Origin of the sequence: Pseudoduganella sp. S-14 (assembly GCF_049913285.1) — a bacterium.
Taxonomy (GTDB): domain Bacteria; phylum Pseudomonadota; class Gammaproteobacteria; order Burkholderiales; family Burkholderiaceae_D; genus Rugamonas.
This window is the reverse complement of record NZ_CP183991.1, coordinates 2486519-2509156: the sequence shown is the minus strand read 5'-3', so window position 1 is coordinate 2509156 and position 22638 is coordinate 2486519. Positions and strand designations below refer to the sequence as shown.

The window sequence follows — 22638 nt, the reverse complement described above, 5'->3', positions numbered from 1 at the left end:
AAACTCCTCGTCAACGGCGCTGGGTCACCGGGCGGCCCGCTTCGGACAGCACGATTTCCACCCGCCGGTTCATCTGGCGCTCGCCAGCCGTGGCATTGCTGGCCACTGGATAAGCTTCGCCATAGCCGCGCGTCTCGATGCGCGAGCGCTCGATGCCCATCTGGCTCAGTGCGCTGCGCACCGCTTCGGCGCGGCGCTGCGACAGCTGCAGGTTGTAGGCGTCGCTGCCGGTGCTGTCGGTAAAGCCTTCGATCAGCACGGAGCGCTCGGGATTGTCGCGCAGCACATCGGCCAGGCGCTGGGCGGTCGCCATGCCTTGCGAGGTCAGCACGGCCTGGTCGACGTTGAACAGCACGTCGCCGAAGGTGATCACGATGCCGCGCTCGGTCTGCTTGGCCTGCAGGTCGGCCAGCTGCGCGGCCAGGGCGGCAGCACGGGCTTGCGCGTCGCTCTTCGCCGCTTCGGCGCTGGCGGCCTGGTTCTGCGCGTTGTCAGCATCCATGCGGGCCTGCTCGGCACGGCGCCTGGCCGCCTCGGCTTCCGCGGTGCGCGCTTGCAGGCGCACCTGGTCGCGCTGGGAAGCGGCGTCTTTCAACTGGTCCTCGGCGGACTTGGCGCGCGCGATTTCTTCGGCGCTGGCGATCTTCTGCTTGGCGATATAGGCCAGCTTGTCGACCGTTTGCAGGCTTTCATTGCGCGCCGCGGCCGTATTGGCCTGGTCCATGGCGCGGGTGGCGGCGGCCAGTTCCGCGCTGGCGTATTTGGCAACCATCGGGTTGCCCTGCGCCTGCGCGTAATTGGCGCGCGCGGTTTCCAGTTCGCCGGTGGTGGTCGGGGTGGTGCTGCAGGCTGACAGGGCCAGGACCGCTGCCAGCGCGACTGGTTTCAGGAAAGGCTTGAACATGTTGGCTCCTTTCTCAGCGAGTCATGGTGCTGTTGGCGCGATCGAGTTCTTCGCGCAGCACACGGATATCGTCTTGCAGCTTGTTGGCGGCCTCGGTGGCCTTGGCGCTGCTGGCCTTGCTTTGCGCCAGCTTGGCGTCCGCCTGTGCCTGCTGTGCCAGGTCCTGGGCGGTGCGGTAATCCTTGGCTGCCAGCGCCTGGTTGGCGCGCAGCATCTTGTCGCGTGCTGCCGCCATTTCGGCCGGAGCCAGTTCCGGTGCGCCAGTCGAGGCAGCGGCTTCGACTGCCGTGCGCGACGATGCTACTTCGGCCGTGGCCGGGGTCTTCATGCTGCTGCAACCTGCCAGCGCAATCGCGCATGCGGCGCAGGCCGTAGTCAACAGTGGTAGGCGATTCAGCGAATCCATTGTTATTCTCCTCAAAGCGATTGGGGTATGCCAGTTATATAAGCCATCCCCGATGGGTTCAGTACGGTGCCGCACATTGAAGTCGGGCTGCCCGGGTGTAAGCTGGCGCCATGGCACACACAATTTCTCGCCGCGCAAAGATTAGCCTGGCTGTGCTGGGCTTCCTGCTGGCCATTCCGGCGGTGGCCCTGGTGATCGTGTTGAACTATGACTGGAACCGCGCCCGGCCCTGGCTGGGCGCGCGCGCCACCGAAGCGCTGCAAAGGCCGGTGGAACTTCGCGGCAACTTGTCACTGACTTGGCAAAAGCAGGCGCTGCCACCGCAGGCGCGCAGTTGGCGCGACCATATTCCCTGGCCCCATCTTGTCGCGCAAGACGTGCACGTCGGCAACCCGGCCGGCCTGCCGGCGGGCGACACCGCGGCGGCCCGGACCCTGGCGTTCTCGCTGAGTCCATTTGCCCTGCTGGGCCGCAAGATCGCCATCCCCGAACTGCGCTTCGACCAGCCGCAGCTCGACCTGCTGCGCCAGGCCGACGGCAGGAACAACTGGACCCTGCCCAAGCGCCCGCCGTCCGAGTGGCGCATGGAACTGGACCGCGTGGTCTTCACGCGCGGCACCATCAAGCTGGACGATGCCCAGCAGCATATCGCGGCCACCGCCCACGTCGACACGCTCGACAACGATCCTCGCTACGGCGTGCAATGGACCCTGGCCGGCAAATGGAACAAGCAGGACATCAGCGGCAAGGGCAAGACCGGCGCCGTGCTGGCCTTGCGCGACACCGGCCTGCCCTTCCCGATCCAGGCCGACGCCAAGATCGGCCTGGTCAGCGTGGCTGCCGAAGGCACGCTGACCAACCCGGCCCAGCTCGCCGCCATCGACTTGCAGCTCAAGGTCGCCGGCGCTTCGGCCGCACGCCTGTATGCGCTGACCGGGCTGCTGCTGCCGGAAACCCCGCCCTTCAGCACGGCCGGGCGCCTGAGCGGCCACCTGGCCGAGGGCGCCAGCCAGTGGACCTACGAAAAATTCACCGGACGCGTCGGCGACAGCGATATTGCCGGCACTTTGTCTTACCAGCAGCGCCAGCCGCGCGGCTTGCTGACCGGCGCGGTGCACTCGCGCCTGCTGCAGTTCGCCGACCTGGGGCCCCTGATCGGCGCCGACTCCAATGCCAAAAAAGAAGAACGCGGCGTGGCGGCAGTGCAGCCGGCCGGCAAGCTATTGCCGGTGGAGACCTTCAAGACCGAACGCTGGACGGCGCTCGATGCCGACGTCGGCTTCCGCGCCGAGCGCATCGTGCGCACCAAGGAACTGCCGCTCAGCAAACTGGAAACGGCGTTCCACCTGAAGGACGGCGTGCTGCGCCTGACTCCGCTCAATTTCGATTTCGCCGGCGGCCGGGTCGCCTCCAAGGCCACGCTCGACGGCAGCAGCGGCGAGGCGGTTGCCGCCACACTGGATGCGACAGCGCGGCACATCAAGCTCAAGCAACTGTTGCCCAAGCTGCCGGAACTCAAGCAAGCCACCATCGGCGAAATCAATGCCGACGCCAAGCTGACCGCCAAAGGCAATTCGGTGGCCAGCATGCTGGCCCATTCCAATGGCGAACTGAAAACCTTGGTCAACGATGGCACCGTCAGCAAGCTGCTGCTGGAGCAGATGGGCCTGAACATCGGCAACATTGTGCTGACCAAGCTGTTTGGCGACAAGCCGGTGCACCTGAACTGCCTGGCCGGCGACTTCGGCGTGCGCGACGGCCTGGCCCAGACGCGCTATTTCATTGCCGATACCGACGATGCCACGGTGCGCATCAACGGCGCAATCAACCTGGCCAGCGAGAAAATCGACCTCACCATGAAACCGGAAAGCAAGGGCTTGCGCATTATTTCGCTGCGCGCCCCGATCTATGTGCGCGGCTCGCTCAAGCAACCCGACGTCGACATCGACAAGGGCGTGATTGCCATGCGGGCCGGCGGCGCACTGGCGCTGGGCGCGCTGGCCGCACCGGCGGCCCTGGTGCCCCTGATCAGCGCGGGCGGCGAAGGCGACAACCAATGCGCCAGCCTGCTGGCCGCCGCGCGCGAAAAGCCGAAGGCGCCGCCGCCGGGCAAGACGCAAAGGTAACAAACCGTTACATCGTGAAATAGCGAACAGATCACATCTGCCCTCCCCCGTAAGCTGGAGCCAGCATTCCACGTTACGGAGGAAACATCATGAAAACCAAACAGATTGCAGCCCGCCTCGCTATCGCCACCGCCATGCTGGGCCTGGGCGCATGCTCCTCGATGTCGCAACAGGATAAGAACACGGCCATTGGCGCCGGTGTCGGCGCGGTCGCCGGTTCCGTGCTGACGGGCGGCTCCACCACCGGTACGGTGGGCGGCGCCGTGGTCGGCGGCGTGGTCGGTAACCAGGTCGACAAACCACGCCGCTAAGACGGCGTGCGGACCTGCTGGTAGCAATGGCAGGACACCGCTTCCAGGCCAGCCGGGTCCAGTATTTCGATATTGCCCCGGCTGTAGCTGATCAAGCCCTGTCCCTGCAAGGCGCTGGCCGCCTTGGTCACGCCAACGCGGCGCACGCCGAGCGCGTGGGCCAGGAATTCGTGGGTCATGTGGAAGCGGTCCGATTGCAGGCGGTCGCGCGTGACCAGCAGCGAGCGCGCCAGGCGCGCCTCCAGCACATGGAAGCGGCTGCAGACAGCGATCTGGATCGCTTGCGCCAGCAGGCTGTCGGTATAGCGGTGCAGCAGGCGCTGCAGCGATTCCATTTCCGCAAACTCGGCGATGAAATCTTCCGCCTCCATGCGCAGCGCATGGCCGCTGCGCTGGACCACGGCACGCACCTGGGCGAAACGCTGGCCCAGCGCCACCGAAGCGCCGACCATGCCTTCGCGCCCGGCCGAGCCAACTTCCAGGGTCATGCGGCCTTCCGCCACGGCCAGCAGCGAGACCAGGGTATCGAGCGGGAAAAAGATGTAGTCGATGGGCTGGCCGGCTTCGAACAGGATGTCGCCAGCTTCGAGGTCCACCAGTTCGCACAAGCCCTCGAGGTGGTCGAGGTCGTCTTCCGGCAGGGTTGCCAGCAGGCGGTTGCCAATACGCGGTGGTGGCGATTCACTGCTTGGAACGGTATGAAGATTCAGGGTCATTGCCGTCAGCCTGGTGGAGTTTAGGCGGAGCGTATCGGCAATTAAAAAGACTGTATGTACGCTGACGCACGGAAGCAGGCCAGCCCGGCCGCCACAATGCGTCTATCCAATAGGAAAGGGTTACGGCATGGAACGAGAAACCAAAATCATGAGCTACACCACCCACCCGATGCTGCTGATTGCAGCCATTGCCGTGGTGCTGTTTTGCGGCGTCGGCATCGCGGCGGTCATGGGTTGGCTGCCGCAATCAGGGGCGAAGATGGGGCCGCCGCTTGCCGAAGCGCCGGTACCGGTCGCTACGCGCGACGTCGGCCCGCCTCCGCCGCCGGCCGGCTATGCGCCGGTCAATCGCGTGGCCGACACTTCCGGCTATTCCGGTAGCGCTGGCGGCGCAGGCGGCGGCAGCTATGGCGCCGGCAGCGCGGCTCCGGCAGAAGGGCCTGCAGCGCAGCCGGCCGCAGCGCACATGGCGGCACCGGCGCCCGCCCTCTGCCATAGCTGCGGCGTGGTGGAAGCAGTGCATGCCGTCACCCAGCGCGGCCAGGGCAGCGGCCTGGGCGCGGCAGGCGGCGCGATTGTCGGCGGCCTGCTGGGCAACCAGGTCGGCGGCGGTTCGGGCCGCAAGCTGGCCACCGTGGCCGGTGCGGTCGGCGGCGCCGTGGTCGGCAACCAGGTGGAAGGCAATATGAAGTCGACCACCAGCTACCAGGTGCGCGTGCGCATGGATGACGGCAAGGTGCGCACCGTCAGTAGCAGCTCGGCCAACTGGCAGGCTGGCGACCATGTAAAAGTCGTCAAGGGGCGCTTGCAACGACGCTGATAGTTCGACAACGTACAGATGACGCGGTCGGACGCAGCAATAATGCATCCAGGATTACGGACTATGAGAGGAAAACATCATGCTCTATACGATCGCTGTCGTACTTATCATCTTGTGGCTGCTCGGCCTGGTGACCTCCTACACAGTGGGCGGCTTCATCCATATTTTGCTGGTGGTGGCAGTCATCATGATCCTGCTGCGCCTGATCAGTGGGCGCGGCATTTAGTTAAGCCGGCCAAGCCGGCGTACACTAGCGGGGCGGGAACTGCGGCGCAGGACCCGTCCCGCTTTTTTTCGAGCATATTTAACGAAGGAGAAAGCTCATGCCTCATAAAACCCTTGCTGCCCTGCTGATTGCCGTGCTCGCCACGACTGGCTGTGCGGATATGAGCGCCACCCAGCGCGGCACTGCCACCGGCGCCGGCGTCGGCGCCGGCATTGGCGCCGTGCTTGGCGCCGCGACCGGTCCAGGCGGCGGCAAACGGGCGGCCGGCGGCGCTGCGATTGGCGCGGCAGTCGGCGCCGTGGTCGGCAACGTCTGGTCCAAGCGCATGGAAGCGCAGAAGCAGCAGATGGAACAGGCCACCCAGGGCACTGGCGTGCAAGTCTCGCAAACCGGCGACAACCGCCTGAAGCTGGAAATCCCGAGCGATATTTCGTTCGATACGGGCCGTTCCGACATTAAACCCGACTTCCGCCCGGTCCTGGACCGCTTTGCCACCACGCTCAATGAAAACCCGGCGACCACCGTCAGCATTGTCGGCCACACCGACAGCACCGGCAACGCCAGCGTGAACCAGCCGCTGTCGGTCGACCGTGCAGCCCATACGCGCGACTACCTGGCCACGCGCGGCGTATCGCCGACCCGCATCGTGATCGAAGGCCGCGGCGAGCAGGAGCCGATCGCCTCCAACGACGACGCAGCCGGCCGCGCACGCAACCGCCGCGTGGAAATCTTCGTGGCCGAGCCACGCCAGCCGCAAGGCTAAGCAAGCGGCAACGGCCCGGAGCATGGCGCTCCGGGCCGCGCATCCCCAAGGAGCCCTCATGAAAATCCAAGCGTTCTTCCTGCTCTGCCTGGCCGCCGCCCCGGCGATGGCGCAGACCTTGAAACCGGGACTGTGGGAGCTGAATAACCGCATTGCCTCGGCCAGCCCAGAAATGATGGCCATGATGGAGGCAGCCCAGCAACAGATGGCCAATATGGCGCCGGAACAGCGCAAGGCAATGGAACAGATGATGGCGCGCCACGGCGTCAACCTGGGACTGGGCGATAACGGCGGCGTCAAGCTCACCTATTGCCTGACCAAGGACATGGCCGAGAAGCAGGATTTGCCGGCCGGCCAACCCGGCCAGTGCACCACGACCCGCACACCCGTGCCGGGCGGCCTGAACGTGACCTTCCATTGCACCCGGCCGCCGTCGAGCGGCAACGGCCAGGTGATCTTCAACGGCAGTACAGCCTACAGCATGCGCATGAATGTGAACAGTTCAGCGCAGGGCAAGCCGCAAACCATGGTGGTGGAAGGCAGCGGCCGCTGGCTCAGCGCCGATTGCGGCAGCGTGGCGCCGCCGGCGCCGGCGGCACCGCCCAGCAAGCCAGGGCCGGATTTGCAGACGCCTACTCGCCGCGCTCAATAAAGGCCCAGTACAGCTCGCGGGCCTTGCTGGCGACCGGCCCGGCCGGCAGTGCACGGCCGTTATAGCGCACGCAAGGCGTGACCTTGCCGAAGTTGCCGGTGTTGAAGATTTCGCTGGCGCGATCGAGCTCTTCCGGCCTGACGGTACGCTGCTCGACATCAATGCCGGCTTCGGCCAGCAGCTTGATCACGCGGGCGCGGGTAATGCCAGCCAGGAAGGTGCCGTTCAGGGCCGGCGTCACCACTTTCCCCTCCGGCGTGACGAAGAACAGGTTGGCGGTGGCGAACTCCGCCACATTGCCCTGGCTGTCGCACACCACGGCGTTGTCGCAGCCGCGGTCTTTCGCGTCGCGCAGCACGCGGGTTGAATTGGCGTACAGCGCGGAGGCCTTGGCATCGGTTGGCGCCATGTCCGGGTCCGGACGGCGCATCGCCGACAGGCAGGCCGAGAAACCTGTGAATGGCGGCACCGGTGCGTCAAACAGGGTCAGCGCGAAGGCGGACTTTTCAGCGACCGGGATCAGCAAGCCATCGGTGGCAAATACCAGCGGGCGGATGTACAGCTCGGCATCGGCAGGGAAACGGGACACGCCCTCCTTCACCAGCTTTTCCATTTCCTCCACGCTGAGCGGACATTCCAGGCCCAGGCTGCGCGCCGAGCGAATCACGCGCTCCAGGTGCGGGCGCAAGTCCGGCAGCTTGCCGCGCATGGCGCGCGCGCCGTCGAATACCGAGGAGCCGAGCCAGACGCTGTGGTCCATTGCGCCGAACAGTGGCGCATTGCCTTCCGCCCAGTTTCCATTGAAGTAAGTCAGATACATAGTGTTCCCCGCTGAAAGTTCCAGCTTGGGAATGTAGCACATCAGAAAGCGTGGCGCAGGCCGAAGGTAATGGCGCGGTTGCCCTTGCCGGTTTCGGTCGCGGTGCCGGCGGTATAAGCTGCGTTGTTGCGGTTGCGGATATGGGCGAAGGAGGCATGCAGGGCGGTGCGTTTGGAGAGCGAATACACTACGCCGACAGCCGCCTGGTCGGCATCCTGGTTGGGCGGGCTGCGATCATCCTTGTGAATGAAGGAAGCCATGTAGGTGGTGCGGCCGCGGGTGTAGGAGATGCCTGCCAGCATATCGTGGCTGTAGAGCGACGGCGTGTTCAGCGCCAGCGCGCCATACGGGTTGGCCGGGTCCCACGGCGAGCTGCCGAGGCCGCGGTTGATGCCATAGGCCGCGAAGACGGTGGTGGCGCCAAAGTTCAGGTTGGCCGCCACCAGGGTATTGCGGGCGGACAGGTCGACCGGCTGCGTGGTGCCGACCGCTTCGATCGGATTGCGCTTGCGCTGGTGGGCGATGCGGACATTGAACATGCCGTTGGCAAAGCCCAGCGTCGCGCCGTATGCCCGGTTGCGCGAGGTGCTGAATTCGGATTCGCCGAAGCTGTAGATGGCACTGGCATTCCATTGGTGGCCGGACGGCGTGCGGTATTTGACGGCATTGTCATAGCGCTTGGTGGTAAAGCCCATCAGGTTGGTAGCGGTACCGGCGAGCCCGCCATGGAAGGGGTCAGCCACCTCGGCCAAGGTTTCGTATTGCAGGTTGTACTGGCGACCGAGCGTCAGCATGCCCCACGTCCCATCGAGCCCGACCCAGGCCTGGCGCCCCAGCAGGCGGCCTTCTTCGGAGCGGCCGGTATCGTTCTCGACGCCGCCTTCCAGCGTGAAGACGGCGGAATTCCCGTTGCTGCCCAACGGTTCGCGCCCGGTGATGCCGATGCGCGAGCCTTCCGCTATGCCGGGGGAAACCTTGCTGCCGGCACAGCCCTCCTTGCAGCCGCGCTCAAGCACCACGCCGGCATCGACCACGCCATAGGGCTGGACGCCTGGTCCCGCCGGCGGTTCCCTGGTCTGCGCCAGCGCCAGTGCGGGCATTGTGAGCAGGATGGCAAGAGCTTTCATGCTTGTCAGCTTAGGGTAAGCACGATCATGCAATCTGTGCGCACACAAACAAAACTATTCGGAGACCGCGTATGTCCAGCAAGCGTTGCAGCGCCGCCGACGCCATCCGCCTCGTGCGTGATGGCGACATGATCATTGTTCCTACCGGCGCTGGCGAGCCGCCGGCCCTGTTGACCGAACTGTCGGCGCAGCGCCGCAATTTCAAAGGCGTGCAGGTGGCGCAAATCCTGGCCATGCGCAAGTACGATTACTTCGACCAGGAAACGGCGCACCATGTGCGGCATAGCGCCCTGTTCTTCGGCGGCGCTTCGCGGCCGGCGGGCCAGGCCGGCTGGGCAGACTTCATCCCGGCGTATTTCTCTGAAATCCCATCCTTGATCGAGCACGGGCAAATGCCTGCCGACGTGGTCTTTGCGCTGGCATCGGAAATGGACCGGCACGGCAACTTCTCGCTCAGCCTGGGCGCCGACTACACCATGGCTGCGCTGCAAAAAGCGCGTGTCATCGTGCTCGAATCAAATCCCAACGTGCCTTTTGCGCACGGCCAATGCCACATCCATATTTCGCAGGTGACGGCGGTGGTGGAAAGCGATGCGCCGGTGATCGAAGTCGGGCTGCCGAAGATCGGTCCGGTGCAAGAGGCGATTGCCGCTCATGTGGCGCCGATGATCGAGGACGGTTCGACCTTGCAGATCGGCTATGGCGGCATTCCAGACGCGGTGGTGATGCAACTGACCAGCAAGCAGGACCTGGGTATCCATACCGAAATGATTGGCGACGGCATCCTCAAGCTGGTGGAGTGCGGTGCCGTGACCAATCGCCGCAAGAGCTTCATGCCGGGACGCATGGTGGCGACCTTCGCGCTGGGTTCGCGCAAGCTGTACGACTTCATGCACCACAACCCGCTGCTGGAAATGCACCCGGTCAGCTTTACCAACGATCCCTATATCGCCGGGCAGAACGACAAGCTGGTGTCAATCAACGCCAGCCTGCAGATCGACCTGCTGGGGCAATGCGGCTCGGAAAGCCTGGCTCACCTGCCCTATTCCGGCACCGGCGGCCAGGCAGACTTCGTGCGCGCGGCCAATCGTTCACGCGGCGGCAAATCGTTTATCGTGCTGCCATCGACGGCCAAGGAAGGCGGCATTTCGCGCATCGTGCCCACCCTGTGCGCCGGGACACATGTGACCACGAGCAAGAACGACATCAACTACGTGGTGACCGAATATGGCGTGGCACAATTACGCGGCAAGTCAGCCAAGCAGCGCGCCGAGGCCCTGATTTCCATCGCGCATCCCGATTTCAGGGGCGAATTGCGGCGCGAGGCGGCCCGGCTGAACTACAGCTAACTATGTTCGGCAGCGAACATTCAACCGTTCGCTGCTGTCTTAGACTGGCCTTCGGAGGTGATTCCATGAAGGCAAGTCGTTGGCTGGCTTTTATCCTCGCGGGCTGGACGCTGCTGGCCTGCGCTTCGTTGCCCGAAGTCGACGCCGACCGGGCCAAGGCGCGTGCCAGCGCAATGCCGGAAGTCGTTAGCGCCAAAGGCAAATTGCCGCGGCAGACCACCGAGCAGTTGCTGAAAAAGCGCTGGACCAAGTCCACCCTGGACCTGAAGGCCCAGGCGGCGCTCGAAGAAGCTGCGACGGGCGTGCCGCTCATTGCCGGCAACAAGGTCCAATTGCTGTTCGACGGTCCGCAGACCATGACCGAGATGATGAAGGCCATCGCGGCGGCCAAAGACCACATCAATTTCGAGACCTATATCTTCGACCAGGATGAACTGGGCAAGAAGTTCGCCGAGCTGCTGATACAGAAGCAGCGCGAAGGCGTGGTGGTCAATGTGATTTACGACAGCGTCGGCACCATCGGCGTGCCGCAGGAATTTTTCGACCATATGAAGGCTGGCGGCGTGAAGCTGCTGGCCTTTAACCCGATCAATCCGGCCAAGGCGCGCGGCAATGGGTGGAAGCTGAACAACCGCGACCATCGCAAGATGCTGATCGTGGACGGCAAGGTGGGGTTTGCCGGTGGGATCAATATCAGCGATACCTATTCCAAGAGCTCGCCATTCCGCGGAGGCTTGGGCGGCAACGGCAAGCCAGGCGGCAGTGGCGGTTCGGGGATTGGCTCGGGCAGCGGTTCACGCATCGGTTCCGGCCTTGGTTCCGGCGTCGGCACCGGCGCTGGACAGCAGCAAGTCACGGAGGACGATGTGGGTTGGCGCGACACCCACGTCCGCATCGAGGGGCCGGCCGTGCAGGCGATGCAGTGGCTGTTCGTGCAGGTGTGGATCGAGCAGGATGCGGACGATCTGCGCGACGCCAAGTACTTCCTGCAGGTGCCTCCGGTGGGCGACAAAGTGGTGCGGGTATTGGGCTCGCGCCCCGAAGGCCACTTTGAAATCTACAAGGCGATGCTGCTGGCGATGCAGGAGGCGAAGAAGTCGATCCACATTACTTGCGCCTATTTTGTGCCGGATGCCCAGACCATGGAGGCGCTGACCGGTGCCGCCCGGCGCGGTGTGGATGTGCAGCTGGTGCTGCCAAGCGTATCGGATAGCGGGCTGGTATTCCATGCCGGCCGGGCGTTCTACCAACCGCTGTTGGAGGCAGGCGTCAAGATTTACGAACTCAAGCTGTCGGTGCTGCACGCCAAGACGGTCGTGATTGACGGCGTATGGTCCACTGTCGGCTCGACCAACCTCGACCGCCGCAGTTTCCTCCACAACAGCGAAATGAATGTGATCGTGATGGGCGATGTGTTCGGGCTCGAAATGGAGAAAGCGTTCAAGGAAGACCTGCACAACTCCAGGGAAATCACCCTGGTGGAATGGAACAAGCGCCCTCTTTCCAACCGCCTGAAAGAATGGCTCGCCCGCGTATGGGACTACTGGCTCTGAGGTTTGATATGCTTGAATTCCTCCCCTCCCTCGGCCTTCGGCCGCCGCTTGCGCGGAAAAGAAGGGGATTCCGTCAGCGTGGCGGTAAATTGCCATGCAGAGGCTCGACGCGAGCAAGGAACAGTTCAATACCAGGCTTGATGCCAGCCAAGAGAAATGCAACGACAGGCTCGACCAGAGTTTCAATTAGCTTTACGACAAGATCGACGCATCCCAACATGGGTGAACAGCCGATTCAGTAAGCTCCATTACACACTTATGGCATGTTTGAGTGCGCTGAATTAAGCAGCTGGGCGCCAGATGTCGCCCTCACGGCAGAAGATATCGGTAGCGGCCAAGGCGAAGCCGCTTCCTTCGAGCCAGCTATACCGCTCAACCTGGATTTCGTCGTGCTGTACGCGCAGCACGTTGAATGAATTGGTCTCGCCACGGCTACGGGTGGAGGTGGCTGTGCCGGCCTGGACCACCAGTGCGGCATAGCCATCTATCTCATAGCGCTCGGAGGTATTGTGAGTATGGCTGGTGTGCAGGTGCCCTGCCAGCAGCAAGTCCACACCGCAGCGCGCGAACGTTTCCATTGCCATCGGTGCGCGATCAACGATATCGTCATGGTCCTTGTGCGGCGGCAGGTCGAAGGGATGATGAGTCACGACAACCCGCGTCACGCTGCGCGGCAGGCGCGAGAAGCGTTGCCGCAAGTATTCGACCTGGCGGCGATTGACGCGGCCATCCTTGAAGGTCAGCGAGCGTGCCGTGTTCAAGCCCAGCACGGCAATTTCATCATCGACGAACTCTGGCGCGAGGTCGCGCGTGATGTAGCGCCGGTATTTGACCAGCGGCTGGAAGAAGCGCGCTGCCACGTTATACAGGGGAATGTCGTGATTTCCCGGCACGACGATCTGCGGCTTGGGCAAGGTGTCGAGGTAGTGCCGCGCCTGGCGGAATTGCGCGCTGCGGGCGCGCTGGGTCAGGTCGCCGGACGCCACCACCACGTCCGGCCGCAAATCCCCGATCAATTCGCGCAAGGGCGCCAGCAAGGCGTTGTCCACGCGGCCGAAATGCAAGTCGGAGATATGGACCAGGGTTCGCATCACTACTCCAGAGGGCGCGGCACGAGCACCGGCAAGGCTGCCGGGCGGATCCGGTAACGCAAAGGCGGGGCCATGACGGACACCTCGCCATCGGTCGCCACCCGCAGGCGGCGGTGGCGGGTCTCGATCACCATCTCGCCGGCCTGGAATACATGGAACTCGCGCGACTGGCGCAGCCGTCCGAACAGGGCGCGCATGGCCAGTTTCAGCAAGCCGAAACGCGTCGGCCGCTGCGCCACGTACACGCTCAGCGTGCCGCCATCAATCCGTGCCCGTTCGCCGATGTTGAACCCTTGCATATGGTATTCATTATTGCCGATGAAAACAAAGGGCGTGCGCCGCGCATGGCCTTGCTCACCAAGGGTCAGGCGCACGCTGAGGAAAGGATAACGCTTCAGCGCGGCGAGCGTCGCCCAGCCGAACGCAGTCCACTTGCCGCGCCCGAGGCGGCGCTGCTGCCGCTGGCGATCGCGCACGATGTCCGGGTAGAGCCCAAGGCTTGAGTTATTCAGGAAGATGCGGCCATTGACCTCCCCTACGTCGACCATTGCCACGTGGCCGGCAGCCAGGTTGGCAATGGCTGCGTCGAGCTGGGGCGGGATGCGCAGGTCGCGCGCAAAATGGTTCAGCGTGCCCATCGGCAGGACGCCGAACACGGCGCCGCTATCGAGCACCACCGAGGCCACGGCATTGACGGTGCCGTCGCCGCCGCCCGCCACCACAACTGGTGCGCCGCCGGCCAATGCGGCTCGAACGGCCTCCATCAGATGATTGAGGTCAGCTGCCAGCGTGATATCGGCATCGAGTCCGTGGCTGGCAAAGCGGGCGGCCAGCGAATCGCGCCACGGCAGGCCATATCCGAGGCCAGCTCCAGCGTTGATGATGACGGCCATGCGGCTCATCGGCGCTCCCGGTGCCGGCGCAGGCTTGACACCGCCGTGACGCAGATGGCCAACCAGCCAAGCCCCTCTGCCACGGCCGCCACCACATCGCTCAGGAAATGCACGCCGAGATAGACGCGGCTGAACCCGACCAGCGCCACCAGCGCCACTGCGCCAGCAACCAGCGCCGCGTGCTGGGCCGCGCCGCGGGCACGCGGCCACAGGTAGCAAGCCAGCACGCCATAGAACACGGTCGCGGCCAGCGTATGGCCGCTGGGAAAGCTGTAGGTTGGCAAAGTCAGCAAGGGCGCGTCGAAGCTGGGCCGCACGCGCTGGTAGCTATGCTTGAGCAGCACATTCAGCACCATGCCCGGTGGTACGGAGAGCAGCAAGGTCAGCAGCCAGTAATGCGCTTGGCACCGCCAGAGCCGCCAGGCAAATAGCAGCGTCAGGAAAGCAATGCCCGCCACGCTGTGCAGATGGCTGATCGCCAGCATCAGCGTCGTCCAGGGCTCGCCGGCGCGCGCGTGCAGCCATTGGGAAACGCTGATATCCAGTGCTGCCAGCCGGGCGCCGGGCCCCATCGCTGCGCCGGCAATCGCATCAAACACGGCCGCGGCGCTGAGCAACAGGAGCAGGCCGGCCACCAGATGCAGGGGAAGTCGGATCGTATCTCTCATACAACGCTTAATAAAAAAACCTGATATTTCATCCAGTACTGTTGATTCATACAGTATTTGTGTTATTCTAATCACTCGTTAAACACATCACAGCAAAAGGAATTCGTCATGACCACTATGCACAGCACCTTCGGCTCCCGCTTTGGCCTGGAATATGCCCCTATGTCTTTCCTGGTTCGCTTCGGCAAACGCGAAGTGCTGGTGTGCCGCGACTTCCGCAAGCGCTTCTACGCTGTGAACCCGATCATCGAATGCGACACCGGCGTACAGCCTGGCCACCTGGAAGTCCTGCTGTTCAGCCGTTGGCTGCTGATCTTCTCCAAGGCCCACTAAGCTTCAGTCTCGCATAGCTGTTCATACCGAGCGCGCAAATAGTCGCGCAAACGAATCACGACGGGCGTGACCTGCGAGCGGTGCATGCAAACCAGCTGTAATGGCACCTCTTCACCCATTACATCTGGTAGCAGCATGCGCAAGCGACCGGCCTTAAGGTCGGCGGTCACGTCCAGCCGTGATTTATAGGCAATTCCCAGTCCCGCTACCGCCCAGCGGCGCACCAGGTCGGCATCATCGCTGCTGCGATTGCCCCTGACCTGCACGACTTTGCCCTGGGCGGGGAAGGCCCAGCGGTCATACAGCACATCATCCAAAGCAAAGCGCAAGCAATTGTGCCGCGCCAGCTCGTCCAGGTTGGCGGGGGCGCCGTGCCGGCGCAGGTAGTCCGGCGAGGCGACCAGGGTGCGTCGATTTCCTGGCGCAACAGGCATGGCAACCAGACTCGAATCATCGAGTTTGCCATAACGCAGGGCCAGATCTACCGGCTGGCGATACATATCGGCAACCCGGTCGCTGACGTACAACTGCAGGCTGATGGCCGGATATTCGGCCTGGAAAGCGTCCAGCCAGGGCAGCAGCACGTTACGCCCCACATCGGACGGCATCGAAATTTTCAACAAGCCCGCCAGCTCCTGCTGGCCTTGCCTGATCGCCTCATGTCCTTCGCGCAACTGGCGCACCGCTTCGCGCGCGTGGCCCAGGTAATGCTCGCCTTCCGCCGTCAAGCGCAGCGAACGCGTGGTGCGGGCAAACAGCCGCAGTTGCAGTTCGTCTTCCAGCCGCTTCAAGGCGGCGCTGGCCAGGGCCGGCGAGATGTCGAGCGAACGCGCCGCCGCCGACAGGCTGCCGCGGTCGGCCGTGCTGACGAAGACTTCCAGATCGTCGAGGCGCAGCATTTTCAGCATTCCTTTGAAAGTGTTTCCATAATTTTAGTCTTTTTCGCGAAGCCGTGATGATCGAAGATAACGGCATCACCACTGTTTACGAAGGACATCACAATGAAAGCTGTTGCCTACCGCGCCTCCTTGCCCGTTGACCACGCCGAAGCGCTGGTCGACATCGAATTGCCGGCACCGGTTGCCAGCGGGCGCGACCTGCTGGTCGAAATCAAGGCCGTTTCCGTCAACCCAGTCGATACCAAGATTCGGCGCCACGTCGCTCCCGCCGAAGGGGAACACAAGGTGCTCGGTTGGGACGCCAGCGGCATCGTGCGCGCGGTCGGCCCGGAGGCGACGCTGTTCAAGCCGGGCGATGAAGTGTGGTACGCCGGCGCTCTCGGCCGCTCGGGCACGAACGCCGAACTGCACCTGGTTGACGAACGCATCGTCGGCCACAAGCCTTCCCGGCTTGGCTTCGCCGAAGCGGCCGCCCTGCCCCTGACCGCCATCACCGCCTGGGAATTGCTGTTCGACCGCCTTGGCGCCAGCCGCGACAAGGCGCGGGAAGCCGGCAAGTCCCTGCTGGTCACGGGCGCCGCTGGCGGCGTCGGCTCCATCCTGGTCCAGCTGGCACGCCAGTTGACGGGACTGACCGTGATCGGTACCGCTTCGCGCGCTGAAACTGCAGACTGGGTCAAGTCGCTTGGCGCGCACCACGTTATCGACCACAGCAAGCCGCTGGACGAAGAAATCCGTCGTCTCGGCCTGCCGCCCGTCCACTACATCGCCAGCCTGAACGAGAGCGAACGCCATTTCGCCGCGCTGGCCGAACTGGTGGCACCGCAAGGCAAGCTGGCCCTGATCGACGATCCTGCGCATATCGACGTGCGCCTGCTGAAACGCAAGAGCGTATCACTGCATTGGGAGTTCATGTTCACGCGCTCAATGTTCGAGACTGACGACATGGCGCAACAGCATGCGCTGTTGAACGATGTGTCGCGCCTGGTCGATAGCGGCGTGCTGAAAACCACCTTGGGCGAGCGCTTCGGCGCCATCAACGCAGCCAACCTGAAACGCGCACACGCCCTGCTCGAAAGCAATCGCGCGCGCGGCAAGATCGTGCTGGAAGGGTTCTAAGCTTCAGCGGCGGCACGCGCGGCATGCGCTGCCGCGCTCGCCTCGCCGGCCTGTTCGATCGCGTGCAGTTGCTGGCGGATCGCCAGCGCGCGGCGATCATGCGCATCGACCTGGTCGATTAAAGATTGCGAAAGCCGGCAAGCCTCCCTGACCGTGGCATCGAAGCGCTCACGGCCCCGCGTCAGCATGGCCGACTGGTAACCGACTACGCTGAACATTTCGCAGATATCCGCGCACAGGTCGCGCAGGGTGCGCATGGAATCGCAAGCGCCTTCGATGTCGGCGCGCATCTTGCGGTCAAGGTCGATGAACTCGGTACGCGCATATTCATGGGCCGATAGCTGCGACACCGTGCCTTGCCAGCGCAGGATGCGGCGGCTGATGCGATGGATGTTGGCATTTTTCTGGTGCAGCATCAACGCGTATTGCCAGGCCAGCAGGGCCAGCGGCAGGCAGGCCAGGAAGCCTGGCAAGCCCACGCCCCGCATGGTGGTTTCCATTTTTTTGCAGCGGCGCAGGAGCGCACCGATATTGCTGCCAAGGGATTGGTTGCGCATGGCCGTCCTCCCGACGATCCGCCGTGCAAAGGCATGGCGCGACAAGCCAAGTATAGGCAGCACGGGGCCGGCGGGAATATTCCCCGGCTTGATGCAGATTAAAGGTGCGGCGATTAAGCGCCGTTGAGCCAGGTTTGTTCGTGGGCGCGTTCACGGCGGCGGCGCTCGGCCGGAGAGTCGAAGTCGCGCAAGAACTGGATGTGCTTGCGTTCCAGCGCCAGCATCTCGCGCTCGATCGCGTCGATTTCAGCACGGTCCGGCGAATGGTTCATGTAGTTGGCGCGTTCGCGCTGTAACCGTTCCTGCTCGTCCTTGATGGTCTGCAGGCGCCCCTCGCAACGCTGCACGGTGCGGCGCAGCTTTTCCGGCGTCAGGCCCTGGTCGCGCAAGTCGGTCTGCACTGCCAGGTCACCGCGCACGGCGTTGGTACGCTTCTGCAGTTCGGCGATTTCTGCGTTGACCTCGTCGATGGCCTGGGCGTCCTTGGCCGCGTAGGCGTTACGGCGGCGCTCCCCCAGCAGGGCCATTTCCGCTTCCAGCACTTCGTATTCGTCGCGGAAGGGGCGTTCGAAATTGCCCAATTGGGTGCGGCAGGACTCGAGCTGCTTTTCCAGCGCCACCACTTCCAGCTGCAGTTTAGCGACCGGCATGTCGAACCGGCGCTGTGCGCGCTCTTCCAGCGCCTTGTTGGCGGCCAACAGGCGCGCCTCATAGCGCACGGTTGAAAATTTCTTGCGTGCCTCTTCCTCATGGGCGGCACGCAGCCTGCGCTCGTAGGCGCGATAGGCTGCGGGCATGCGCAGCTTGCGATACCAGTTACGAATCCAATTCCACATAGGCAGGAATATAGCCTAGCCTGCGCCTTGTGTCATGCCTGCCAGGGCCGGGGCCAGCAAAGATGCGACAGGAATGGCGTTGCTGCTGTGCGGGACGGTGTCGCAGCTCGCGGTGCGGGCCACGCCGGAGGCTTGCAAATCCTCATAGGCACTGCCTGCGAACAAGGGGTGGACCGCGACGCATACCGGAGGCGGCAGGCCGGCCCGACGCACGTGGCCCACGGCGGCAATCATGGTGCGGGCAGTGGATGCGATATCGTCAACGATGACGGGGGTATGGTGCAGCCAGCGTTCGGTGTCTGGCACCGATACCTCGACGTCGTGGTCGCCGCGGCGCACTTTTTCCAGCACGATGAAGGGGCAACCGGCGCCGCGTGCCACTTCGGAGGCCCATTGTTCGCTTTCCGAATCCGGCCCGATCACCAGCGGCTGCGGCACATTGGCCGCGATCCATTGCGAGATGGCAGGCGCGGCGCGCACCACGCGGGTCGGGATCGTGTAGATCTCGGCCAGGTCATGGTGGCGGTGCAAGTGGGGATCGATGGTCACCATCCAGTGGAACACCCCCGACACCAGCCGCGCAAAATGGGCAGAGGTGATGCCTTCGCCGGGGTTGAAGATGGCATCGTGGCGCATATAAGCCAGGTATGGCGCCACCAGTCCTACGCCGGCCGCGCCCAGGTCGCGCGCAATGCTGGCGGCGAAATACAGGGGCATGAAACGATCATCCGGCCGGTCCAGGGTGCACACCAGGAGCACCTGGCGGCCTTTCACTTCCGAGTGGTAGCGCACGTAGGATTCGCCGTCCGGGAAGCGCCGCACCTGCAAACTCCCCTGCTCCCACCCCAACAATGCCGACAGTTGCGCTGTCATTGCTTCGTTGCCGGGCAGTGCGAACAGAATGGGCGTCATGGCGATCTCCCTCAAAGTAGTGACTTTTATTCTAGCCCCCAGGCCGCGATTTGTGCAATCCAAGCATCATTTTTGACAACTCGTCGCAATCTGCCGGTAGCTAATGGTGGCAGCCGTCAGAATCGCCACCGTTATCAAACTGGAGACATTCATGCCCTTGACTCGTTTCACCCTGCCTGCGCTGGCAATGGCACTGGCAAGCGCCCAGGCCCATGCCGAAGCGGTGCTGCAGAACTTTGCAGGCCATAAGATCGAAGTCCTGAAAATCGCCAAGCCTGGTGCTCCGGCCACCGTGGTCTTCGAGAACGGTTCGCGCATCACCCTCGATAAATGGGACAAGGTGATAGCGGAAGTCGCCAAGGAATCGACAGTGTTCGCCTACAACCGCCCCGGCTACGGCAAGAGCGACAAGCCTTCCACCCCGCGCGACGGCAAGACCGTGGTGGAGGAATTGCGCCAGCTGCTGCGCCAGCAAGGCTTGCAGCCGCCCTATACGCTGGTCGGTCATTCCCTTGGCGGCCTGTACATGCAGATGTATGCACGCGCCTACCCGCAGGAAGTCCAGGGCGTGGTGCTGGTCGACTCGATCTATCCCGGCATCATCAAGAAGCCGGAGGACTTCCCCTTCATGACGCGCATGGCCAAGTACGTGTTCCTGAATTCGGCAATGGAAGCGGAAGTTGACCAGATCAACAGCACCGGCCAGGCCATGCTTGCGATGCCGTGGAATGACGATCTTCCGGTCGTACGCCTGTTCAACGTGCCCAAGTCAGCCGGCGCGGTGGCTGTCGACCTGGGCACCGTCAATGACGACGAGCAGACCCGCACCATGGTCAAGAACATGTACCCGAAAGCCTGCAAGGTGATCGTCGATTCCGACCACCAGATGCAGCAGGCGAATCCCGAAGTGGTGGTCAACGCGATCCGCGACGTGATCGGCGCCCACGACGGCAAGCGTCAGCCAGCCTTGCGCTGCAGCTGATCGGATTCGGCGGCGGGACGCGCCTCTTCGTGATGGAAAGGCGCGTACCAGGTGACGATGAAGGAAGGCACGGTCGCAGCCATCACCAGCCAAAAATAGTTAATGTAACCCAACGCTTCCTGCAGGTGGCCGCTGACCATGCCGGTCAACATCCCGCACATGCCCATCAACCCGGTGCCGAAGGCGTAATGGGTTGTGGTGTACTTGCCCGGCGCCAGCTGCTGCATCAGGTAGATCATGAAGCCCACCGATCCGAATCCGAATGAGAACTTCTCGACCACCACGCCGGCGCCAATCACCCACAGGCTCGATGGCTGGTAGATTGCCATCAGCAGGAAGGTAGCGATCGGGATATTCAGCACGCAGCACAGCGTGAACAATACCGGCTTCAGGCCGCGCTTCGCTACGTACCAGCCGCCAATCAGGGAGCCGGCCAGCACGGCCAGCAAGCCGTAGGTGCCATAGACGATGCCGAGCAACTCGTTGGACATGCCCAGGCCGCCCTTCGCGACCGGGTCGACCATGAAGAAGGGGCCGATTTTTTCCAGCAGCCCGATCGACACCCGGTAAAGCAGTGCGAATGCCACCATGGTCCACACGCCGCGCTTTTCAAAGAAGGTTTTGAAAGCGTCGGCCAGGATGAAACCGGCCTGGCCAAGGCTCTGCGGCGTATCGGCCGCGCGCGCGCCTTCCGGCATGACGCGCCAGTGCCAGGCAGCGATCAGCAGCAACAGCACGGCCACGGCGACAAACACCACCCGCCAGGCGCCCAGCCAGTCCATGCCGTATTGCGTGTGCAGCCGTCCGCTCAAGTAGACCAGGACGCCGGAAGCGAACACCGGGCCGATATTCCAGCTCAGGCTCTGCACCCCGCAATACAACGACTGGCTGCGCGCATCAAGCGAAGTGACATACACGCCGTCGCTGGCAATGTCCATGGTGGCGCCGATGAAGGACATCACCCAGAACAGTCCCATCACCAGGGCCATCGAGCCCGGCATGCCCATCACCAGCGCCACGGCGCCGAAGCCAATGCCAAGCAAGACCTGCATGCACAGCACGAAGAATTTCTTGGTGCGGTACATTTCCACCACCGGGGCAAACAGCGGCTTGATGGTGTAGGCGAGGATCAGCATGCTCGAATACAGCGCGGCTTTGCCATTGTCCATGCCCAGGTTCTTGAACATGATGGACGTGACACTGGTCAGCATGATATAGCCTATCGCCATCGCGAAGTAGCCGGACGGCACCCACAGCAGTGGCGAGCGGTTCATGAACGTTGCACCTTGATGAAGTCGCGATACCAGCGTGCACTGTCCTTCAGCGTGCGCTTTTGCGTGGCGTAGTCGACATGGACGATGCCAAAGCGCTTGGCATAGCCGGAATCCCATTCGAAGTTATCGAGCAGGCTCCACATGAAGTAGCCCTGCACGTCGACGCCGCGCTCCATGGCCTTGGCCATCGCATCGAAGTGGCGCGAAATGAAGGAAATGCGTTCCTCGTCGTGTTCCGGCGTGCTGCTGGCCATGCCATTTTCGGTGATGTAGATCGGCGGCAGCTCGTACTCATCCTTCAGCTTGAGTAGCAGTTCGGTCAGGCCTTGCGGGTAGATCTCCCACCCCATGTCGGTGCGGCCGTTTTCCAGCGGCGGCGTACGCGGCGGATCTTCAGCGCTGCAGAAAGCGCGGAAGTAGTAATTCACGCCGAGGAAGTCGATCGGCTGGCGGATGACGGCCATGTCGCCCGGCTCAACGTGCGGCGCATTGGCGCCGTGCTTGCGCAGGGCCAGTTCCGGATAGCGGCCTTTGAAAATTGGGTCCATGAACCATTGTACCGAACGCGCGTACTCGAACTCGGCCAATTCGCGGTCGGCGTCGCTGTCGGTGGCTGGATCGGCGGTCCACTGGTTCAGGACGATGCCCAGCTTTGCCTTCGAGCCGACGGCGCGCATGGCGTTCATGGCCAGGCCGTGCGACAGCAGCAAGTGGTGCGAAACCTGGATGGCCGCCTTGGCATCGCGCACGCCCGGCGCGAACTGTCCGTTGCCGTAGCCCAGGTTGGCGGTGCACCACGGCTCGTTGTGGGTGGCGATGCTGGCCACACGATCGCCAAAGCGGCGCGCCACTTCGGCAGCGTAGGCCGCAAAATGGTAGCAGGTATCGCGATTGAGCCAGCCGCCCTCTTCCTGCAAGGCTTGCGGCAAGTCCCAGTGGTACAGCGTGATGTAAGCCTGCTTTCCCTTTTCGTGCAGGGCGGTGATCAGGCGATCGTAGAAAGCGAAACCGGCTTCATTCCAGGCGCCCTTTCCGTCCGGCTGCACGCGCGCCCAGGCGATGGAAAAGCGATAGGCATCGACACCGAGCCAGTCGATGATGTCGACGTCCTCGCGGTAGCGATGGTAGTGATCGCATGCGACGCTGCCGTCGCTGCCGTCCTTGATCTTGCCGGGCGTATTGCAGAAAACGTCCCAGATAGAGAGGCCTTTGCCGTCCTCCTGGTTGGCGCCTTCAATCTGGAAGGCGCTGGTGGCTACGCCCCAGAGAAATTCGGGCGGCAGGCGTTTATCTTTCATTTC

Annotated in this window: 25 protein-coding genes; 11 read left to right on the top strand and 14 right to left on the bottom strand. The window is 63.4% G+C overall.

Features of this window, described 5'->3' with window-relative positions; all coding sequences use genetic code 11:
- Positions 1-10: 10 nt before the first annotated feature.
- Together ACN9MZ_RS11520 and ACN9MZ_RS11515 are read right to left on the bottom strand one after the other, a co-directional pair.
- On the bottom strand, positions 11-904 hold the full coding sequence (locus ACN9MZ_RS11520; RefSeq protein WP_426342263.1) for an OmpA family protein: 894 nt from the start codon (positions 902-904) through the stop codon (positions 11-13).
- Between the two features lie 13 nt (positions 905-917).
- Positions 918-1310, bottom strand: coding sequence for a DUF4398 domain-containing protein (locus tag ACN9MZ_RS11515; RefSeq protein ID WP_426342262.1), 393 nt, complete (start codon positions 1308-1310; stop codon positions 918-920).
- Between the two features lie 110 nt (positions 1311-1420).
- Here ACN9MZ_RS11515 and ACN9MZ_RS11510 point away from each other — a divergent pair, with 110 nt between their 5' ends.
- Entirely contained in the window at positions 1421-3436 is a 2016-nt protein-coding gene (locus ACN9MZ_RS11510) for an AsmA family protein (RefSeq protein WP_426342261.1), read from the top strand.
- Between the two features lie 89 nt (positions 3437-3525).
- The gene (locus ACN9MZ_RS11505) at positions 3526-3747 is read left to right on the top strand and encodes a glycine zipper 2TM domain-containing protein (protein ID WP_426342260.1); all 222 of its coding nucleotides are present in this window, start codon (positions 3526-3528) and stop codon (positions 3745-3747) included.
- On the opposite strand, the gene ACN9MZ_RS11500 is transcribed toward ACN9MZ_RS11505, so the two are convergent.
- Positions 3744-4463, bottom strand: a complete 720-nt coding sequence (locus ACN9MZ_RS11500) for a Crp/Fnr family transcriptional regulator (RefSeq protein ID WP_426342259.1) — start codon at positions 4461-4463, stop codon at positions 3744-3746. The genes ACN9MZ_RS11505 and ACN9MZ_RS11500 overlap by 4 nt on opposite strands.
- Positions 4464-4590: 127 nt before the next feature.
- On the opposite strand from ACN9MZ_RS11500, the gene ACN9MZ_RS11495 reads away from it, so the two are divergent.
- The 4 genes from ACN9MZ_RS11495 (at position 4591) to ACN9MZ_RS11480 (ending at position 6924) form a co-directional block, all read left to right on the top strand.
- The gene (locus ACN9MZ_RS11495) at positions 4591-5283 is read left to right on the top strand and encodes a glycine zipper 2TM domain-containing protein (protein ID WP_426342258.1); all 693 of its coding nucleotides are present in this window, start codon (positions 4591-4593) and stop codon (positions 5281-5283) included.
- 79 nt (positions 5284-5362) lie between these two features.
- Entirely contained in the window at positions 5363-5509 is a 147-nt protein-coding gene (locus tag ACN9MZ_RS11490) for a lmo0937 family membrane protein (RefSeq protein ID WP_139232699.1), read from the top strand.
- A 97-nt stretch (positions 5510-5606) separates the two neighbouring features.
- On the top strand, positions 5607-6272 hold the full coding sequence (locus ACN9MZ_RS11485; protein ID WP_426342257.1) for an OmpA family protein: 666 nt from the start codon (positions 5607-5609) through the stop codon (positions 6270-6272).
- A 58-nt stretch (positions 6273-6330) separates the two neighbouring features.
- Positions 6331-6924 (top strand): DUF3617 domain-containing protein, encoded by a 594-nt coding sequence (locus tag ACN9MZ_RS11480; RefSeq protein WP_426342256.1) that lies wholly within the window; start codon positions 6331-6333, stop codon positions 6922-6924.
- On the opposite strand, the gene ACN9MZ_RS11475 is transcribed toward ACN9MZ_RS11480, so the two are convergent.
- Both ACN9MZ_RS11475 and ACN9MZ_RS11470 read right to left on the bottom strand, forming a co-directional pair.
- Positions 6905-7744, bottom strand: a complete 840-nt coding sequence (locus ACN9MZ_RS11475) for a branched-chain amino acid aminotransferase (RefSeq protein ID WP_426342255.1) — start codon at positions 7742-7744, stop codon at positions 6905-6907. The two genes, ACN9MZ_RS11480 and ACN9MZ_RS11475, sit on opposite strands and share 20 nt — an antisense overlap.
- Positions 7745-7785: 41 nt before the next feature.
- Complete coding sequence (locus ACN9MZ_RS11470; protein ID WP_426342254.1) at positions 7786-8871, bottom strand: porin; 1086 nt, start codon at positions 8869-8871, stop codon at positions 7786-7788.
- Between the two features lie 71 nt (positions 8872-8942).
- Between ACN9MZ_RS11470 and ACN9MZ_RS11465 the strand changes: the two genes are divergently transcribed.
- Positions 8943-10220: an acetyl-CoA hydrolase/transferase family protein gene (locus ACN9MZ_RS11465; RefSeq protein ID WP_426342253.1), complete on the top strand. Its 1278-nt coding sequence runs from the start codon at positions 8943-8945 to the stop codon at positions 10218-10220.
- Positions 10221-10285: 65 nt separating this feature from the next.
- Complete coding sequence (locus tag ACN9MZ_RS11460; RefSeq protein ID WP_426342252.1) at positions 10286-11773, top strand: phospholipase D-like domain-containing protein; 1488 nt, start codon at positions 10286-10288, stop codon at positions 11771-11773.
- 281 nt (positions 11774-12054) lie between these two features.
- Here the strand turns inward: ACN9MZ_RS11460 and ACN9MZ_RS11455 are convergent, their stop codons facing one another.
- From ACN9MZ_RS11455 to ACN9MZ_RS11445, 3 genes are read right to left on the bottom strand one after another with little or no spacing between them, the layout of a single operon-like run.
- Positions 12055-12864 carry a metallophosphoesterase family protein gene (locus ACN9MZ_RS11455; RefSeq protein ID WP_426342251.1) on the bottom strand — a complete coding sequence of 270 codons (810 nt, stop codon included), beginning with the start codon at positions 12862-12864 and terminating at the stop codon, positions 12055-12057.
- 2 nt (positions 12865-12866) lie between these two features.
- Positions 12867-13766 carry a diacylglycerol/lipid kinase family protein gene (locus ACN9MZ_RS11450; protein ID WP_426342250.1) on the bottom strand — a complete coding sequence of 300 codons (900 nt, stop codon included), beginning with the start codon at positions 13764-13766 and terminating at the stop codon, positions 12867-12869.
- Complete coding sequence (locus ACN9MZ_RS11445) at positions 13763-14425, bottom strand: phosphatase PAP2 family protein (protein ID WP_426342249.1); 663 nt, start codon at positions 14423-14425, stop codon at positions 13763-13765. The genes ACN9MZ_RS11450 and ACN9MZ_RS11445 overlap by 4 nt, the downstream gene beginning before the upstream one ends.
- A gap of 108 nt (positions 14426-14533) precedes the next feature.
- Here ACN9MZ_RS11445 and ACN9MZ_RS11440 point away from each other — a divergent pair, with 108 nt between their 5' ends.
- Complete coding sequence (locus tag ACN9MZ_RS11440; RefSeq protein WP_055934969.1) at positions 14534-14758, top strand: hypothetical protein; 225 nt, start codon at positions 14534-14536, stop codon at positions 14756-14758.
- Here ACN9MZ_RS11440 and ACN9MZ_RS11435 read toward each other — a convergent pair.
- Positions 14755-15657: a LysR family transcriptional regulator gene (locus ACN9MZ_RS11435; RefSeq protein ID WP_426170966.1), complete on the bottom strand. Its 903-nt coding sequence runs from the start codon at positions 15655-15657 to the stop codon at positions 14755-14757. The two genes, ACN9MZ_RS11440 and ACN9MZ_RS11435, sit on opposite strands and share 4 nt — an antisense overlap.
- Positions 15658-15759: 102 nt before the next feature.
- Here ACN9MZ_RS11435 and ACN9MZ_RS11430 point away from each other — a divergent pair, with 102 nt between their 5' ends.
- A complete protein-coding gene (locus ACN9MZ_RS11430; protein ID WP_426342248.1) occupies positions 15760-16776 on the top strand; it encodes a zinc-binding alcohol dehydrogenase family protein in 1017 nt (338 codons plus the stop codon).
- Here the strand turns inward: ACN9MZ_RS11430 and ACN9MZ_RS11425 are convergent.
- From ACN9MZ_RS11425 to ACN9MZ_RS11415, 3 genes are all read right to left on the bottom strand, one after another.
- Complete coding sequence (locus ACN9MZ_RS11425; RefSeq protein ID WP_426342247.1) at positions 16773-17333, bottom strand: hypothetical protein; 561 nt, start codon at positions 17331-17333, stop codon at positions 16773-16775. The two genes, ACN9MZ_RS11430 and ACN9MZ_RS11425, sit on opposite strands and share 4 nt — an antisense overlap.
- Positions 17334-17446: 113 nt before the next feature.
- Positions 17447-18169, bottom strand: a complete 723-nt coding sequence (locus ACN9MZ_RS11420; protein WP_426342246.1) for a hypothetical protein — start codon at positions 18167-18169, stop codon at positions 17447-17449.
- A 15-nt stretch (positions 18170-18184) separates the two neighbouring features.
- A complete protein-coding gene (locus ACN9MZ_RS11415; protein ID WP_426342245.1) occupies positions 18185-19081 on the bottom strand; it encodes a ribose-phosphate pyrophosphokinase in 897 nt (298 codons plus the stop codon).
- A gap of 151 nt (positions 19082-19232) precedes the next feature.
- Between ACN9MZ_RS11415 and ACN9MZ_RS11410 the strand changes: the two genes are divergently transcribed.
- Positions 19233-20063, top strand: a complete 831-nt coding sequence (locus ACN9MZ_RS11410) for an alpha/beta fold hydrolase (RefSeq protein ID WP_426342244.1) — start codon at positions 19233-19235, stop codon at positions 20061-20063.
- Here the strand turns inward: ACN9MZ_RS11410 and ACN9MZ_RS11405 are convergent.
- Complete coding sequence (locus tag ACN9MZ_RS11405; protein WP_426342243.1) at positions 20039-21337, bottom strand: MFS transporter; 1299 nt, start codon at positions 21335-21337, stop codon at positions 20039-20041. The genes ACN9MZ_RS11410 and ACN9MZ_RS11405 overlap by 25 nt on opposite strands.
- Complete coding sequence (locus ACN9MZ_RS11400) at positions 21334-22635, bottom strand: GH1 family beta-glucosidase (RefSeq protein ID WP_426342242.1); 1302 nt, start codon at positions 22633-22635, stop codon at positions 21334-21336. The genes ACN9MZ_RS11405 and ACN9MZ_RS11400 overlap by 4 nt, the downstream gene beginning before the upstream one ends.
- Positions 22636-22638 lie beyond the last annotated feature (3 nt).